Annotated in this window: 14 protein-coding genes; 8 read left to right on the top strand and 6 right to left on the bottom strand. The window is 70.3% G+C overall.

Annotation, left to right across the window (positions count from 1 at the left end; genetic code table 11):
• The first annotated feature begins 14 nt into the window (after positions 1–14).
• Positions 15–431, top strand: coding sequence for a DUF742 domain-containing protein (locus M8J73_RS25045; RefSeq protein WP_055541712.1), 417 nt, complete (start codon positions 15–17; stop codon positions 429–431).
• 215 nt (positions 432–646) lie between these two features.
• On the top strand, positions 647–1,252 hold the full coding sequence (locus M8J73_RS25040) for a GTP-binding protein (RefSeq protein ID WP_055541713.1): 606 nt from the start codon (positions 647–649) through the stop codon (positions 1,250–1,252).
• A gap of 47 nt (positions 1,253–1,299) precedes the next feature.
• Here M8J73_RS25040 and M8J73_RS25035 read toward each other — a convergent pair whose 3' ends face one another.
• Entirely contained in the window at positions 1,300–1,728 is a 429-nt protein-coding gene (locus M8J73_RS25035) for a PPOX class F420-dependent oxidoreductase (protein WP_055541714.1), read from the bottom strand.
• 96 nt (positions 1,729–1,824) lie between these two features.
• Between M8J73_RS25035 and M8J73_RS25030 the strand changes: the two genes are divergently transcribed.
• Both M8J73_RS25030 and M8J73_RS25025 read left to right on the top strand, forming a co-directional pair.
• On the top strand, positions 1,825–2,238 hold the full coding sequence (locus M8J73_RS25030; RefSeq protein ID WP_055541715.1) for a roadblock/LC7 domain-containing protein: 414 nt from the start codon (positions 1,825–1,827) through the stop codon (positions 2,236–2,238).
• 126 nt (positions 2,239–2,364) lie between these two features.
• Positions 2,365–3,318: a DUF6397 family protein gene (locus M8J73_RS25025; protein WP_055541716.1), complete on the top strand. Its 954-nt coding sequence runs from the start codon at positions 2,365–2,367 to the stop codon at positions 3,316–3,318.
• Between the two features lie 52 nt (positions 3,319–3,370).
• On the opposite strand, the gene M8J73_RS25020 is transcribed toward M8J73_RS25025, so the two are convergent.
• Both M8J73_RS25020 and M8J73_RS25015 read right to left on the bottom strand, forming a co-directional pair.
• On the bottom strand, positions 3,371–4,246 hold the full coding sequence (locus M8J73_RS25020; protein ID WP_055541717.1) for an acyl-CoA thioesterase: 876 nt from the start codon (positions 4,244–4,246) through the stop codon (positions 3,371–3,373).
• A 19-nt stretch (positions 4,247–4,265) separates the two neighbouring features.
• Complete coding sequence (locus tag M8J73_RS25015) at positions 4,266–6,779, bottom strand: DEAD/DEAH box helicase (protein WP_055541718.1); 2,514 nt, start codon at positions 6,777–6,779, stop codon at positions 4,266–4,268.
• A 166-nt stretch (positions 6,780–6,945) separates the two neighbouring features.
• Between M8J73_RS25015 and M8J73_RS25010 the strand changes: the two genes are divergently transcribed.
• Positions 6,946–7,740 carry a metal-dependent hydrolase gene (locus M8J73_RS25010; RefSeq protein WP_055541719.1) on the top strand — a complete coding sequence of 265 codons (795 nt, stop codon included), beginning with the start codon at positions 6,946–6,948 and terminating at the stop codon, positions 7,738–7,740.
• 32 nt (positions 7,741–7,772) lie between these two features.
• On the opposite strand, the gene M8J73_RS25005 is transcribed toward M8J73_RS25010, so the two are convergent.
• From M8J73_RS25005 to M8J73_RS24995, 3 genes are all read right to left on the bottom strand, one after another.
• Positions 7,773–8,237, bottom strand: coding sequence for a DUF5709 domain-containing protein (locus tag M8J73_RS25005; protein WP_249829079.1), 465 nt, complete (start codon positions 8,235–8,237; stop codon positions 7,773–7,775).
• Between the two features lie 549 nt (positions 8,238–8,786).
• A complete protein-coding gene (locus M8J73_RS25000) occupies positions 8,787–10,568 on the bottom strand; it encodes an ABC transporter ATP-binding protein (protein ID WP_055542229.1) in 1,782 nt (593 codons plus the stop codon).
• Positions 10,565–12,421, bottom strand: a complete 1,857-nt coding sequence (locus M8J73_RS24995; RefSeq protein WP_055542228.1) for an ABC transporter transmembrane domain-containing protein — start codon at positions 12,419–12,421, stop codon at positions 10,565–10,567. The genes M8J73_RS25000 and M8J73_RS24995 overlap by 4 nt, the downstream gene beginning before the upstream one ends.
• Before the next feature lie 294 nt (positions 12,422–12,715).
• Between M8J73_RS24995 and M8J73_RS24990 the strand changes: the two genes are divergently transcribed.
• The 3 genes from M8J73_RS24990 to M8J73_RS24980 all read left to right on the top strand — a co-directional run bounded on the left by M8J73_RS24990 (position 12,716) and on the right by M8J73_RS24980 (position 16,815).
• Complete coding sequence (locus M8J73_RS24990; RefSeq protein WP_206188019.1) at positions 12,716–13,426, top strand: L,D-transpeptidase family protein; 711 nt, start codon at positions 12,716–12,718, stop codon at positions 13,424–13,426.
• Between the two features lie 102 nt (positions 13,427–13,528).
• Positions 13,529–15,223, top strand: coding sequence for a peptide-N4-asparagine amidase (locus M8J73_RS24985; RefSeq protein ID WP_055542227.1), 1,695 nt, complete (start codon positions 13,529–13,531; stop codon positions 15,221–15,223).
• A gap of 143 nt (positions 15,224–15,366) precedes the next feature.
• Positions 15,367–16,815 (top strand): cation:dicarboxylate symporter family transporter, encoded by a 1,449-nt coding sequence (locus M8J73_RS24980; protein ID WP_055542226.1) that lies wholly within the window; start codon positions 15,367–15,369, stop codon positions 16,813–16,815.
• Positions 16,816–16,937 lie beyond the last annotated feature (122 nt).

Here is a 16,937-nt window from a genome sequence, read left to right as displayed (position 1 = left end):
AACGAGCCGTGCTCATGACCGAGGACAGCACGAGCGCTCCCCACGAGCCGCCGGGCAGCCAGTGGTACGACCACGAGGCCGGACCCCTCGTCCGCCCCTACGCGATGACCGGCGGACGCACCGCACCCGGCCCCAATGGGGTCCGCTTCGACCTGATCGCCCTGGTGTCCCTCCACATCGGCGCACCCGACGTCGACGGGGACACCTCACTCGGTCCCGAACACCGCGTGCTGATCGAACTGTGCCGGACCGAGACCCAGTCGGTCGCCGAACTCGCCGCCGGAGCCGACCTGCCGGTCGGCGTGGTGCGCGTACTCCTCGGTGACCTCCTCGAACTGCGCCACGTCACGGTCAGCCGGCCGGTACCGCCCGCGCAACTGCCGGACGAGCGCATCCTGCGTGAGGTGATCGCCGGACTGAGGGCGCTGTAGTTGTGAACAACAGTACGAACGGTAGGGGTGGGCAGCGGTGCGGGTCGATCTCGTACGAACTTGTGCATCCAACCGGGCATCGAACGCGCACGAGTCGGTCGATGCCAGGAAGAACCGGTCCAACACCCCACTATGGAGCGGCAGTTGTCATGATGCTGGCTCCGCACAGCAGTACCGATGTCGACCTTGCCCCGCACTCCCGAGAGAAGTGATCGATGGCCTCCGAGCACTCCGACACGACAGACGGCGACACGGGCGCCCTGGCATTGAAGATCCTCGTCGCCGGTGGTTTCGGGGTGGGCAAGACCACCCTGGTGGGGGCGGTCAGCGAGATCAAGCCGTTGCGCACCGAGGAACTCCTGAGCGAGGCCGGCCAGTCGGTCGACGACACCGGCGGAGTGGATCAGAAGGTGACCACCACGGTGGCCATGGACTTCGGCCGCATCACCATCCGTTCCGGCCTGTCGCTCTATCTGTTCGGCACCCCGGGACAGGACAGGTTCTGGTTCCTGTGGGACGAGTTGGCCCAGGGCGCGTTGGGGGCGGTCGTCCTCGCGGACACGAGACGACTCCAGGACTGCTTCCCTGCGGTGGACTTCTTCGAGCACCGCCACATCCCGTTCGTGGTCGCCGTCAACTGCTTCTCCGGATCAGGCGCCTATGGCCCCGACGACGTGTCGCGCGCCCTCGACCTCGACCAAGGCACTCCCGTGGTTCTCTGCGACGCGCGGGACCGCGCCTCCGGCAAGGAGGTGCTGATACGCCTCGTCGAGTACGCCGGGCGGATGCACACCGCCCGGCTGCTCGACTCGGTGAGCTGACGCACCCCGATCGGCCCGGTGCGGACAGGTGAAGACCGGGTCGGCGCTCAGTCGGAGACCGCGGAGTACGCGAGGACCTTGTCCACGCGCACCCGCACGAGGAGCTCGCCCGGCACGCCGTTGCGAGCGCCGAACTCCTCGGCCCGGTCCTCGCCCATGTAGCGGGCGCCTATGCGCGCGGCCCAGTGCCGGACCTCGTCGAGGTCCTCGGAGAGTTCCGCCCGGCCTTCCAGCACCACGAAGTCGTACGGCGGCACATCGGAGTCCACACAGAGCGCCACGCGGCCGTCCCTGGCCAGATTCCGTCCCTTGACACTTTCCTTACCGGTGTTGAAGAGCAACTCGTCACCGTGCAGCAAGAACCAGATGGGCGTGACGTGAGGGCGTCCGTCGGCACGGGAGGTCGCCAGTTTTCCGGTGCGAGTTCCGTGCGAGACGAAGGCCCGCCATTCCTTGTCGGTCATCTTCTTTGCCATGTCCCCATCCTGCTTGCTCCTGCGGCAGCAGTGGGGAAGGCTGAACCGTCGGGTCCTCCTCGCCAGGGGGAACGACGAAAACGGGGAGTAGGACAAATGCCGCAGAACGCGGGACTCGGTTGGTTGCTGGACGACTTGACCGAGCGCCTGGAACCCGTACGGCACGCACTGGTGCTGTCCAGCGACGGATTGGTCACCGCGGCCAGTACCGGGCTGAGGCGTGAGGACGCCGAGCACCTCGCCGCGGTCTCATCGGGGCTGCACAGCCTCGCCAAGGGCTCGGGACGCCACTTCGGCGCCGGTGACGTACGGCAGACGATGATCGAGTTCGACGACGCCATGCTCTTCGTCACCGCGGCCGGCGCGGGTAGTTGCCTGTGCGTGCTCAGTGCCGCGGAAGCGGACATCGGCCAGATCGCCTATGAGATGACCCTGATGGTGAACCGGGTCGGCGAACACCTCGGCGTGGACGCCCGACAGCCCGAACCCTCCGCCGGAAGGGACCTCTGACCTGCGGGTTCGGCCGTCGGATGCAAGTTATCCACAGGCCCGCCACGACTTTCCGAGAACGGGCTACGGTTTTCCCGAGGCGACGCGCACCGGCGTCGCGGCGACACCACACGGGGGAGAACCACCATGTCCGGCAACACCATCACGCGACCTGCCACACCCACCGCGGCGACCGCGGCCGAAGCAGCGGCCGGGGCGGCAGACCGGCCCCTCACCCAGGGCCGCGCCGCACGTGAACTGAGCCTGAAACGAAGCGAACTCGACCTCGCCGTGCACCTCGGATGCGTACGAACCGTCCCCGACGAGGGAGGCGGAGGACGCCGAGTCGCCCGCAGCGAGATCGACCGGCTCCGCGCCGAGGAGGGCTTCCCCCAGACGCTGCGCGCACGGGTCGAAGCCGTCGGCTCCAAGGACGCCGCAGCGATCCTGGAGGTGGCGCCGACGCGTTTCGTGCGCCTCGCACGGCTGGGACTCGTCACACCGGTGAAGTTCTATCTGAACCGCTACCGTGCCGTCGTCTGGCTCTATCTGGCGGAAGAAGTACGGCGGTTCGCCGCCGACGAGAACAACGCCCCCTGGCTGACGGGGCGCCTCCCCCAGGAGCTGAGGACCCAACTGGACGACGGCCTCGACCTGCGGCCCAGGAACTGGCGAGGACGACATCTGGGGTTCCTGCTCCGGCAGGCCGAAGACCCCTGGGCCCGCGCCGCCGCGCCGGCCTGCCTCCTCGATCCCGTTCATCTCGCGGAGATCGTCCGGGATCCCTACGAGCGCGCCCATCTCAACCGCCACCGGCCCGCACGGACCGACCAGGGGCCGGCCGACTCACCCGCCGCCCGGATCACCGCCACGATCATGACGGCGGACGACCCCGACGAGATCGAGTGGCTCCGGGCGGACCTCCGGCAGGCTCTCGTCGAGGCCCGCGCTCACCGCCTCGCGCCGAGGCCCCGCAGGAAGGAACCGGCCCCGCGCCCGGCGAGGAACGTCAGGCGTCCCACGAACCGCCCCGAGACGCCGGGTCCGGCATCCGAGAAGCGCCACGGCCTGCTCGGCTGGCTGACGCGCAGACACCCCTGATCCGTCGACCGGACGCGATGCGACCGACCGCGGGCGCCGACCGACGGACGCTTCAGGAACCGAGCTTGCGGAACAGTCCCTCCTGGACGACCGACACGAGCAGACGCCCCTCCAGGTCGTAGATGCGACCACGGGCCAGACCACGTCCGCCCACCGCGATCGGCGACTCCTGGTCGTACAAGAACCACTCGTCCGCACGGAACGGCCGGTGGAACCACATGGCGTGGTCCAGCGACGCCATGTCGAAGCCACGCGGTCCCCACAACGGCTCGACGGGAAGGCGGACGGCATCCAACAGGGTCATGTCGCTGGCGTACGTCAGCGCGCAGGTGTGGACGAGCGGATCGTCCCCCAAGGGGCCCACGGCCCGCATCCACACCGCGCTGCGCGGCTCCGCGTGCTCGACCTCCTCGGGGGTCCAGCGCAGCCGGTCCACATAACGGATGTCGAAAGGCTGACGCCGCGCCATGCGCTGCAACTGCTCGGGCAGCACGCCCAGATGATCGGTGATCTCCTGCGTCAGCGTCGGCAGCGACTCCGGGTCCGGCACCTCGCGGGCCGGCGGCAGCTGGTGCTCGAAGCTCCCCTCTTCAGGCTTGTGAAAGGAGGCGGTCAGATTGAAGATCGTGCGGCCCTGCTGCACGGCGGTGACCCGACGCGTGGTGAACGACCGCCCGTCGCGGACCCGCTCGACCTGGTACACGATCGGCACCCCCGGACGCCCCGGGCGGAGGAAGTACGCGTGCAGCGAATGCACGGGCCGGTCGCCCTCGGTGGTGCGTCCGGCGGCGACCAGCGCCTGGCCGGCCACCTGGCCACCGAAGACCCGCTGCAAGGACTCCTGCGGGCTGCGCCCGCGGAAGATGTTGACCTCGATCTGCTCCAGGTCGAGGAGGTCGACGAGCCGCTCGGCGGGGTTGGTCGTCATCTGCCGGACTCTCCAGTGCTCACAGTTGACCGACGTCGGTGACCCGGACGACGGCGCGACCCTCGGCGTCGGAGGCCGCAAGGTCGATCTCCGCGCTGATGCCCCAGTCATGATCGCCGTTCGGGTCGGCGAAGGTCTGACGGACGCGCCACAGCCCGTTCTGCGGCTCCTCCTCGATCATCAGCAGGCGAGGACCGCGGGCATCGGGACCGGTGCCGAGCTCGTCGTACTCGTCCCAGTACTTGTCCATCGCCTCACCCCACCGATCGGCGTCCCAGCCGGACTCGGCGTCCAACTCGCCCAGCTCGTCGACCTGGTCGAGGGCGGCCAGCTCGACACGCCGGAACATGGCGTTGCGGACGAGGACGCGGAAGGCACGCGCGTTGGAGGTGACCGGCTTGACCTGGTCGGCCTTCTCCTGGGCCTCCTCGGCGGTCATCTCCGCGGGGTTGGCGAGCTGCTCCCACTCGTCGAGGAGGCTGGAGTCGACCTGGCGGACCATCTCGCCGAGCCAGGCGATCAGGTCCTCCAGGTCGTCCGACTTCAGATCGTCGGGGACGGTGTGATCGAGGGTCTTGTAGGCGCCGGCGAGGTAGCGCAGCACGATGCCCTCGGTGCGGGCCAGCTCGTAGTAGGACACCAACTCGGTGAAGGAGAGCGCCCGTTCGTACATGTCCCGGATCACCGACTTCGGGGACAGCGGGTGGTCGCCGACCCACGGGTGGCTCTTGCGGTACGTGTTGTACGCGTGGAAGAGCAACTCCTCCAGCGGCTTGGGGTAGGTGACGTCCTGGAGCCGTTCCATGCGCTCCTCGTACTCGACGCCGTCCGCCTTCATCGCCGCCACGGCCTCACCGCGCGCCTTGTTCTGCTGGGCCACGAGGATCTGCCGCGGGTCGTCGAGCGTCGACTCCACCACGGAGACCATGTCCAGGGCGTACGACGGCGACTCCGGGTCGAGCAGTTCGAACGCGGCCAGCGCGAACGTGGAAAGCGGCTGGTTGAGCGCGAAGTCCTGCTGCAGATCGACCGTCAGACGGACGATGCGGCCCTCGGCGTCCGGCTCGTCCAGCTTCTCGACGATGCCGCCGTCGAGCAGCGAACGGTAGATGGCGATCGCCCGCCGGATGTGGCGCAGCTGCTGCTTGCGCGGCTCGTGGTTGTCCTCCAGCAGCCGTCGCATCGCCTCGAACGCGTTGCCGGGCCGGGCGATCACCGACAGCAGCATCGTGTGCGTCACCCGGAAACGGGACGTGAGCGGCTCCGGGTCGGAGGCGATGAGCTTCTCGAAGGTGTTCTCCGTCCAGCCGACGAACCCCTCGGGTGCCTTCTTGCGGACCACCTTGCGGCGCTTCTTGGGATCGTCGCCCGCCTTCGCGAGCGCCTTCTCGTTCTCGATGACGTGCTCGGGCGCCTGAGCCACCACGAACCCGGCGGTGTCGAAGCCCGCCCGCCCGGCGCGCCCCGCGATCTGGTGGAACTCACGGGCGCGCAGCGTTCGCACCCGGCTGCCGTCGTACTTGGTCAGCGCGGTGAACAGCACCGTGCGGATGGGGACGTTGACGCCGACGCCGAGCGTGTCAGTGCCGCAGATGACCTTCAGGAGACCGGCCTGGGCCAGCTTCTCCACCAGACGCCGGTACTTGGGCAGCATCCCGGCATGGTGGACACCGATACCGTGCCGGACGTAACGGGAGAGATTGCGGCCGAACTTGGTGGTGAACCGGAAGTTGCCGATCAGCTCGGCGATCCGGTCCTTCTCCTCCCGCGTGCACATGTTGATGCTCATCAGCGCCTGCGCCCGCTCCACGGCCTGCGCCTGCGTGAAGTGCACGATGTAGACGGGCGCCTGCTTGGTGGCGAGCAGCTCCGTGAGCGTTTCCGTCAGCGGCGTCAGGACGTATTCGTACGACAGCGGCACGGGGCGGGTGGCCGAGCGGACCACGGAGGTGGGGCGGCCGGTGCGCCGGGTGAGGTCCTTCTCGAACATCGAGACGTCGCCGAGGGTCGCCGACATCAGGATGAACTGGGCCTGCGGCAGCTCCAGGATGGGGATCTGCCAGGCCCAGCCGCGGTCGGCCTCGGCGTAGAAGTGGAACTCGTCCATGACGACCTGGCCGACGTCGGCGTCCTTGCCGTCGCGCAGCGCGATGGACGCCAGGACCTCGGCGGTGCAGCAGATGACCGGGGCGTCGGCGTTCACGGACGCGTCGCCGGTGAGCATGCCGACGTTCTCGGTACCGAAGATCTTGCACAGCTCGAAGAACTTCTCCGAGACCAGCGCCTTGATCGGGGCGGTGTAGAAGGTGACCTCGTCACGGGCGAGGGCGGCGAAGTGCGCGCCTGCCGCGATCATGCTCTTGCCGGAGCCGGTGGGCGTCGACACGATCACGTTCGCGCCGGAGACCACCTCGATGAGCGCCTCCTCCTGATGGGGGTAGAGGGTGAGACCGCGTTCCACGGCCCACGACTCGAAGGCTTCGTAGAGGGCGTCGGGGTCGGCGGTCCGCGGCAGCTGATCGATGAGGGTCACGCCCCCATCTTGCCTGCCCGCGCCCTCAAGGCGGGAATCGGATACCCGGCCGAAGATCGCGAACGCTACGCTGTGGCGCCGACGGAGCGTCGACGCACGTGGACAACTGGACAGCGGCCCGGGGCAACTGGACAGCGGCACAGAAGGAATGGGGCGGGGCACGGCCATGATGGGACCAGCACACTCACTGTCCGGGGCCGCGGCCTGGCTCGGCGTAGGGGCGGCAGCAGCCGCGACCGGGCACACCATGCCCTGGCCGGTCCTCCTGGCCGGTGCGCTGATCTGTGCGGGCGCCGCGCTCGCCCCGGACCTGGACCACAAGGCGGCGACGATCTCCCGCTCCTTCGGCCCGCTGTCCCGCTGGGTGTGCGAGATCGTCGACAAGCTCTCTTACGCCGTCTACAAGGCGACGAAGAAGCAGGGCGACCCACGCCGCTCAGGCGGGCACCGCACGCTCACCCACACCTGGCTGTGGGCGGTGCTGCTCGGCGCGGGAGCCTCCGCCATGGCGATCTTGGGTGGCCGTTGGGCGGTGCTGGCGATCCTGTTCGTGCACATGGTGCTGGCGATCGAAGGACTGCTGTGGCGGGCGGCCCGCGGATCGAGCAGCGACGTGCTGGTGTGGCTGCTGGCGGCGACCAGCGCCTGGATCATCGCCGGTGTCCTGGACAAGCCGGGCAACGGGGCGGACTGGCTGTTCACGGAGCCGGGCCAGGAGTACCTGTGGCTCGGTCTGCCGATCCTGCTGGGCGCGCTGGTGCACGACATCGGCGATTCGCTGACCGTCTCGGGCTGCCCGATCCTGTGGCCGATACCGGTGGGCCGCAAGCGCTGGTACCCGATCGGCCCGCCCAAGGCGATGCGGTTCCGGGCCGGCAGCTGGGTGGAGCTGAGGGTGCTCATGCCGGTGTTCATGGTGCTCGGGGGTGTGGGAGCGGCCGCAGCCCTGAACGTCATCTGACAGCGCGGGCGGGCGGCCGGGCGGGGGCAGCCCTACAACGAGTCCTCGTCCACGATGTGCATCGCGGCCTCCTCGGCGGAGGCAGCCGCGCCGTCGATGCCCACGTCGGTGGCGATCAGCCCGCTCTCCTCGTCCTCGTGCGCACCCTCGTCGGGGGCGACGAGACGGCCCGAGCGAAGTCCTCCCACCTCGTTGTCCAGAGGCTCACCGTCGGTGTCCTGGGCATCGCCGATGCCGTCCCCGTCGACCGAGGTGACGTCCGGCAGCTCCTCCGCGAGCCGCTGCTCCAGGGTTTCGCCGCGCAGCCGCTCCGCGGCGGTCACACCGGTGTGCTCCACCGCCCATGGTCGCTCCGGTGGCGACCAGCCCCGGTCGAGCGGGTCGTCCACACCGTCGGCGACCAGGGTGTCCTCGGCGTCCAGCAGCCCGGCGTCGTCCTGGATCTCCGATCCATCCGGCTGGTAGACGTCGTCTCCCCATCCGCCGGCTCTGTCCACGGGTACCTCCAGTGGTGGGACGGGCCCGGTGCCACCGTGCGGCGACGGTGGGCGTGCGAACCCCTGGGCGACGGTCCGACCCCCGCGAACCGGGCGGTTCACGGGCGTCCCCCGAATCAGTGCCCACCACCAGAGTTCCACTCGCCGTCGGCACCACGCAACGTCAGGGGACAGGCCCCCGAAGCGAGCGGGCTCCCGGCCTCGGCCGCGCGGCCCGCGTCGTGCCGGTGCGGCGACCGTGCGGCGTCACCGGCGCCGTCGCCCGCACGGCCTTCGGGGCCGTCGCCCTTACTGCCCTCGGAGGCGTCGCCCGCACCGCCCCCGGCGCCCTCGCCCGCACCGCCCCCGACGGTCCCGACCGGGGACGGCGTGGAGAAGGCGGCCGTGGCCCGCGAGCCGGTGGCGATTCGGCGAAACACCCGCCGGCCCGCGACAGGGCGTGCGCGACAGCCGACAGAGCGCGGCCGATCGACGGGCGGCTCGACGGGCGGCGCTGTCGGTGAGGACCGGCTCGGAGGCGGCGGCCCCCGGAGCCGGTCAGGAACCGGCTCAGCCGTGCCAGGACCGCCACAGTGCCGCGTACGCGCCGTTCGCCGCGACGAGCTGGTCATGGCTGCCCAGCTCGCTGATGCGGCCGTTCTCGACGACGGCGATGACGTCGGCGTCGTGGGCGGTGTGCAGACGGTGGGCGATGGCGACGACGGTACGGCCGTCGAGGACGCGGGCGAGGGAGCGTTCCAGATGCCGGGCCGCACGCGGGTCGAGGAGCGAGGTCGCCTCGTCCAGGACCAGGGTGTGCGGGTCGGCGAGGACGAGCCGGGCCAGCGCGATCTGCTGGGCCTGCGCCGGGGTGAGCGTGAACCCGCCCGAGCCGACCTCGGTGTCCAGACCGTCGTCGAGCGCCCGCGCCCAGGAATCGGCGTCGACCGCGCCGAGCGCCGCCCACAGCTCGGCGTCCTCGGCGTGGGTGCGGGCGAGCCGCAGGTTGTCGCGCAGGGAGCCGACGAAGACGTGGTGCTCCTGGTTGACGAGGGCCACATGGGAGCGGACGTCCTCGGCGGGCATCCGGGACAGCTCGGCACCGCCGAGGGTGATCCGTCCGTCGCGGGGCGCGTAGATGCCGGCGAGGAGCCTGCCCAGGGTGGACTTGCCCGCCCCGGACGGGCCGACGAGGGCCAGCCGGGTGCCGGGCGCGACCTCCAGGGACACCTTGCGCAGCACGTCGACACCCTCGCGGTACCCGAAGCGCACCTGTTGGGCGTGGACGTGGCGTCCGTCGGGGGCCACGTCCGGGTCGCCCGCGCCCGGTTCGATGTCCCGGACGCCGACCAGCCGGGCCAGCGACACCTCGGCGACCTGCAGCTCGTCGTACCAGCGCAGGATGAGGTTCACCGGCTCGACGAGCATCTGGGCGATGAGGGCGCCCGTCGTCAGCTGGCCCAGCCCGATCCAGCCCTGGAGCACGAACGCACCGCCGACGATCAGCACCGCGCCGAGGACCATGGTGTGGGTGAAGTTGATGACCGGGAAGAGCACCGAGCGCAGCCAGAGGGTGTACCGCTCCCATGCGGTCCACTCACGGATGCGCTGGTTGGACAGCTCGATGCGGCGAGCGCCCAGGCGGTGGGCCTCGACGGTGCGTCCGGCGTCGACGGTCTCCGCGAGGACGGCGGCGACGGCCGCGTACCCGGCGGACTCGGAGCGGTAGGCGGAGGGCGCCCGTTTGAAGTACCAGCGGCAGCCCGCCACCAACAGGGGCAGGGCCAGCAGGACGGCGAGCGCCAGCGGCGGGGCCGTCACGGCGAGCCCGCCGAGGAGGAGGGCCACCCAGACCACGCCGATCGCCAGCTGCGGCACGGCCTCGCGCATCGCGTTGGCGAGGCGGTCGATGTCGGTGGTGATCCGGGACAGCAGGTCACCCGTTCCGGCCCGCTCCAGGACCCCCGGCGGCAGGCCGACCGACCGGACGAGGAAGTCCTCGCGCAGATCGGCCAGCATCCGTTCACCCAGCATGGCTCCGCGCAGCCGTACCTCCCGTACGAACACCGCCTGGACGACGAGGGCGACGACGAACACGCCGGCGGTCAGCTCCAGATGGAGTTCGCGAGCCCCGTCGGAGACCCGTTCGACGAGCTCGCCCAGCAGGTAGGGGCCCGCCATCGAGGCCACGACGGCGATGGTGTTGACGGTGATGAGCAGGGCGAAGGCCCGGCGGTGGCGGCGGAACAGTTCGGCCACGTAGGCGCGGACGGTCGCGGGGGCGCCGACGGGCAGGGTGTTCGCCGTCGTCGGGGCGGCCGGGTCGTACGTCGGTGGCGCCACGCCGATCATGCGGTCTCCTCGATTTCTTCCAGTTCGTCCAGCACATCGCTGAGCGCGGTCCTGCGGTCCTTCGGCACGGTGTCCTCGCGCGGGACGGCGCCGTCCTTCCACAGGGCGTCCGAAGCGGTCTCCTCGTCCGTCTCGCGGGTGACGACGGCCCTGTATCGCGGCTCCTTGCGCACGAGTTCGCGGTGCACGCCCACCGCGGCGACGTCGCCCTCGTGCACCAGGACCACGCGTTCGGCGAGGTCGAGGAGGAGCGGGGAGGAGGTGAAAACGACCGTCGTGCGGTCGGCGCGGAGGGACCGGATGCCGTCCGCGATCCTCGCCTCGGTGTGGGAGTCGACGGCGGAGGTCGGCTCGTCGAGGACCAGGACCTCCGGGTCGGTGATCAGGGAGCGGGCCAGGGCCAGCCGTTGGCGCTGGCCACCGGACAGGGACCGGCCGCGTTCGGTGATGCGTGCGTCCAGTGGGTCCTCGGCGTCCAACGAGCCCTGCGCCAGGGCCTCCAGCACGTCACCGCACTGGGCGGCGGCCAGTGCCTCCTCGGCGATGACGCCGCCGGAGGCCGGTACGTCGAGCAGCTCGCGGAGGGTGCCGGAGAGCAGCACCGGGTCCTTGTCCTGGACCAGGACGGCCGTGCGGGCGGAGTCGAGCGGCAGTTCGTCGAGGGGAACACCGGCCAGGAGTACCGACATGCCCCCCTCCGGGGCGTGCCCGCCGAGCCGTTCCGCGAGCCGCCCGGCGGCGTCCGGGTCGCCGCACACCACGGCGGTGAGACAGCCGGAGGGGGCGAGCAGTCCGGTCGCCGGGTCGTACAGGTCCCCGGACGGCACGGCGGCCTCGCGTGACCCCTCGGTGGCGGTGGCCCGTTCCAAGGACAGCACTCGGGCGGCCCGTTTCGCGGAGGGGCGGGAGAAGGAGTACGCCATCGCGATCTCCTCGAAGTGCCTGAGGGGGTATCCCAGCAGCATCACCGCGCTGTACACGGTGACGAGTTCGCCGACGGTGATCCGGCCGTCGCGGGCGAGACCGACGCCGTACCAGACGACCGCGATCATCAGCACTCCCGGCAGCAGGACCTGGATGGCGGAGATCAGGGCCCACATACGCGCGCTGCGGACGGCGGCGTGGCGGACCTCCTGGGAGGCGCGGCGGTAGCGGTCGAGGAACAGGTCCTCGCCGCCGATGCCGCGCAGCACGCGCAGGCCCGCGACGGTGTCCGAGGCCAGTTCGGTGGCGCGTCCGGCCTTCTCGCGCTGTTCGTCGGCGCGCCGGGTCGCGCGGGGCAGCAGCGGCAGCACGGCGAGGGCGAGCACGGGCACGCCGATGGCGACGACGATGCCTAGCGCGGGCTGGTAGACCACCAGGGCGACACAGACCAGCACCACCGTGAGCGCCGCCGCGGTGAAGCGGGAGACGGCCTCGACGAACCAGCCGATCTTCTCGACATCACCGGTGGAGACGGCGATGACCTCGCCGGCCGCCACCCGGCGAGTCAGCGCGGAGCCGAGCTGCGCCGCCTTGCGGGACAGGAGTTGCTGGACGCGGGCTGCGGCGGTGATCCAGTTGGTGACCGCGGTGCGATGCAGGAAGGTGTCGCCGAGCGCGATGGTGAAGCCGCACAGCGCCAGCAGCGCGCCCGCGAGGGCGAGTCGGGTGCCGGAGCGGGCGACCACGGCCTCGATGGCGACCCCGACACAGAACGGCAGTCCGGCCACGGAGGTGAAGTGCAGCAGTCCCCACGCCAGCGCCTTGAACTGTCCGCCGAGCTGGTTGCGGCCCAGCCACCACAGGAATCGGGGACCCGAGCGTGCGTCCGGCACGCCGGGGTCTTGGAACGGAAGGTCTTGAATCTGCATGACGTCCCTGTGGGTCGTGTCAGAGGAGGGGGGATAAGGGTGCAAAAGGGGCGACGAGGCCCGGCGACCGGCCGTGAAAGGTTCGCGTCACCGCATGGTCGGAGGCAAACGGTTTTCCGTCGCCGGGCAAAGTTTCGGCCTGCATCGTCCTTGTGACGCCGGGCGCGCGGGGGCGGTGGACGCGGAGAGCAGGCGCGCGGTGCGACGATGGAGCGCATGCGAATAGGCGGTACGAGGTGTGGGGCGGTCGGCGGTGCGAGCGGGGTCGAGGGCGTGAGGCGAGCCGGGGCGGCGATGGTGGTCTGCGGGGTGCTGGTGGTGTCGCTTGCGGCGTGCGGCGGTTCGGACGAGACGGGCAGGGCGGGCAAGGGCGACACGCACTCGGGTGACAGGGCCGGGCATTCCGAGGCGCGCAAGGCCGATCCGACCCGTATCCCCGACGTCGGTGACCGCCTTCAGAAGCGGATCCCCGCCGACTCCCGTCAGGTCGTGGCCGTCTACGGAGAGGGCGTGAACGACGCCGACTCCAAGATCGTCCTGTACACGAAGAGCGGTACCGCCTGGAAGGAGACCAGGACCTGGCTGGGTCACAACGGCAAGAAGGGCTGGACGGCCGACCACCACGAGGGTGACAAGCGCAGCCCCGTGGGCGTGTTCACGCTCAGTGACGCGGGCGGCGTCCTCGCCGATCCGGGGGCGAAGCTGCCGTACAGCCAGTCGCCGTCGTTCCAGGCGCCGCACTACTGGGCGAAGTCGCACTGGAACGACTTCGACTACGTCATCGCCATCGACTACAACCGCGTCAAGGGCACCTCGCCGATCGACCCGACGCGTCCCGAGGGCCAGTCGAAGGGCGGCAGCATCTGGCTGCACATGGACCACGGCAGCGGAACGTCGGCCTGCGTCAGCCTGTCCAAGTCGGGGATGGAGTACCTGCTGCGCACCCTCGATCCGGCCGCGCACCCGGTGATCGTGATGGGGGACAAGGCGGCGCTGAAGGCCTGATATCCAGGAGGTCTCGGCCACGGATCCAGGAGGTGTCTCCGGCCACTCATGTGGCCTGGGGTGTCATTGTGCGCGGCGTCCACTGCCCGTAGAACTCCGGCCATGAGAAACCAGATCATCATGTCCATGCTCACCGGGGCGACCGTCCTGGCGAGCACTCTCCTGGGGGCCGCCCCGGCCCGATCGGCCACCGCATCGGCCACCGCGCCGGCCACCGCGACGGTCGATGCCACGGTGGCCGCGACGGCCGCCGCCACCGCCGACACCGCGGTCGACGCCCCGGCCGAGTTCGGCAGTGACTGGCACGACCCCGTCACCGCCGCCCCGCCCGTCATCAGGCCCGAGGGCGTGAAGTCCTGCGAAGTGACGCTCGCCGAGGCGCAGTTCAGGGACTTCACGCCCTACAAGGGCACCTACGCGCCCCCGGCCGAGTGCGGGAAGCGCTGGAGCAAGGTCGTCCTGCGCCTCGACGGCAAGGTCAAGGGCCGCCAGTACGACCGTCTCGGCTATCTCCACATCGGCGGCGTCGAGGTCTTCCGTACCTCCACCCCGCAGCCCTCGCCCGACGGCATCGCGTGGTCCGTCGAGAAGGACGTCACCCGCTACAGCGACACCCTGCGGGCGGCGCAGCCCGTGGAGATGCTCATCGGCAATGTCGTCGACGACACCTACACCGGCGTCCTCGACGTCAAGGTGACGCTGACGTTCTACGCGGGCAGGCCCATGGCGAAGGCCGCCGCGGTCGTCCCCGACCGCGTCCTCACCCTCGGGGACGGCAACACCCTCGTCACTCCGCGCAACAGCGAACGCGTCGTCGCCGAGGTGTACGCCACCGGCTCCGGCGGCGGCTGCGAGGAGTACTGGTATCTGACGGTGCCCGAGACGGCGCCGTACTCCTGCAAGGCTCACGACGGGCCGTACCGCGAGGTGCAGATCAAGGTTGACGAGCAACTGGCCGGGATCGCCGCGCCGTTCCCGACGGTGTGGACCGGTGGCTGGTCCAACCCCTTCCTCTGGTACGTGATCCCTGGCCCCCGGGCCTTCGACATCCAGCCCATCCGCTACGACCTCACCCCCTTCGCCGGCCTCCTCAACGACGGGCGCCCGCACCGGGTCGAGGTCTCCGTCGTCGGCGTACCCGAGGGGCAGAGCGGCTGGAGCACCCCCGTCAACGTGCTCGTCTGGCAGGACGAGAAGAGCGCACACGTCACCGGTGCTTTGACGAAGGTGAGGGCGGGTGACCTCGCCAATGCATCCACGTACACACCCGGTACGGAGCACCGGCTCGACACCGAGGGGAGCCACCGGCTGACGGTCACCGGACATGTCGACACCTCGCACGGCAGGGTGACGACCACCGTGCGCCGGAGCCTCGCCAACACCTCCGTGCACACCTGGTCGGACGGCGAGAACCCCGACGCCCTCGATGCGCGCTGGAGCGACGACGAGACGGTCACCGTCGATGGGCGCGGCCCGACCCGAACCACCCGCACCCAGCGGTCGTACACGATGGACGGCACGACGACGCTCGGCGCGGGCGACCGGCTGCGGACGGTGCTCACGCTCGGCGACCGGGCGACGGTCACCGAGACGTACGGCGGTCGGCGCACCGCGTGGTCCCGGCTCGACGACACCTACACGGGTGACGCCACGTACACGGCGTTCGTGCCGCGTGACCAGCGGCATGCCGTCGGTACGACCAGGGAGCGCTACCGCCTGTACGGAACGGGCGGTTGCTACGACCGTTCGCTGGTCTCGGTACAGGGAGTGCTGACGGAGGACCGAATGGCCTGCTGACACCAAAAGCGTGTGATGTGACGTCTGTTCGATGATTTACCTCGCGGAAACGCGGCGGTCTTCCCCGTGAGCGGCGACTCCCCGATAGTGATCAGCGCGGAAATGCTTTTCCGCATAACAGAAGTCCCATCGGAGGAGTGCCCGTGCCGCAGTCCGTACCGTCCCTGCCGCGACGCGTCGCACGCATGCTGCGTACCTCACTGTTCGCCCAAGTCGCTGTCGCGCTGGTGCTCGGCATCGTTGTCGGGAGGTTGTGGCCGGACACGGCCACGACCTTCCAGCCGCTCGGCGACGGTTTCATCCGGCTCATCAAGACCGTCATCTCGCCGCTGGTGTTCTGCGTGGTCGTCGTCGGCATCGCCAAGGCCGGCAATCTCAAGGCCTTCGGGCGGATCGGGCTCAAGGCGCTGATCTGGTTCGAGGTCGCGTCCACGGCCGCGCTGCTCATCGGTCTGATCGCCGCCAACGTCTTCGGCCCCGGCGTGGGCATGAACGTCGACCCCTCGAAGCTCGACACATCGGCGGTGGACGCCAAGACGGCGGGCGGCGAACTGCCGACGACGGGCGAGTTCATCCTGAACGCGCTGCCGCAGAGCGCGATCGGCGCGTTCGCCGAGAACGCGCTGCTCCAGGTGCTCGTGCTCGCCTGCCTCACCGGCGCTGCGCTGCTGCACCTCGGCCACACCAAGGTGCCGAAGATCCTGCCCGCCATCGAGCAGGCCCAGGAGGTCATCTTCGCGATCGTCGGCTTCGTCATGAGGCTGGCCCCGCTCGCCGTGTTCGGCGCGATGGTCCACCTCGTGGGGGAGTACGGCCTCGGCGTGATGAAGACCTACGCCAAGCTGATCATCCTCTGCTACGCCGTCGCCGCTGTCTTCCTCGTGCTGCTCGGTGTCGCGCTGAAGCTGATGACCGGGCTGAGCCTGTGGAAGTTCGTCCGCTACACCCGTGCCGAGATGCTGCTCGCGCTGGGCACGGCCTCCAGTGAGAGCGTCATGCCGCGCATGATGCAGAAGCTGCGGCAGGCGGGTGCGCGGGACGACGCGGTGGGGCTGGTGCTGCCCACCGGGTACTCGTTCAACCTCGACGGCGCGTCCATCTACCTCTCCATCGGCACGCTGTTCATCGCGCAGGCCGTGGGGGTGGACCTCAGCCTCGGCCAGCAGGTCACCGTCGTCCTCGTCCTCATGCTGACCAGCAAGGGTATGGCCGGCATCCCCGGTTCGGCTTTCCTCGCCCTGTCGGCCACCGCCGCCTCGCTCGGGGCGATCCCCGCCGGTGCCGTCGCGCTGCTCCTGGGCGTCGACCGGATCATGGACTCGATGCGCGTCGCCACCAACCTGCTCGGCAACTGCGTCGCCGTCTTCGCCGTCTCCAAGTGGGAGGGCGCGCTGGACACCGTACGGGCGAAGAAGATGCTGGACGGGGAGATCGAGTTCGTGGAGGAAGACACCGCGGGCGAGGAGAACACGAGTGCGGCGTCTGCCGCTTCGGTCGCCGCCGTCGACCCCGGCGCTTCCCCGAGCACCGTCAAGGCGGTCCCCGCGCAGCCGAGTGGTGAGGTCAAGGAGCCTGCCTCCGGGGCCAGTTGATCGCCGCCATCGACGGCAGGGGCCCGGCGCCGCACTTCGGCGCCGGGCCCCTGCCGTGTGCGGCGGCCCGCCCCTGCCGTGTGCGGCGGCCCGCCCCTGCCGTGTGCGGCGGCCCGCCCCTG

This window comes from Streptomyces neyagawaensis, assembly GCF_023516595.1.
GTDB classification, from domain to species: Bacteria; Actinomycetota; Actinomycetes; order Streptomycetales; family Streptomycetaceae; genus Streptomyces; species Streptomyces neyagawaensis.
This window is presented reverse-complemented; position numbering and strand designations above follow the sequence as displayed.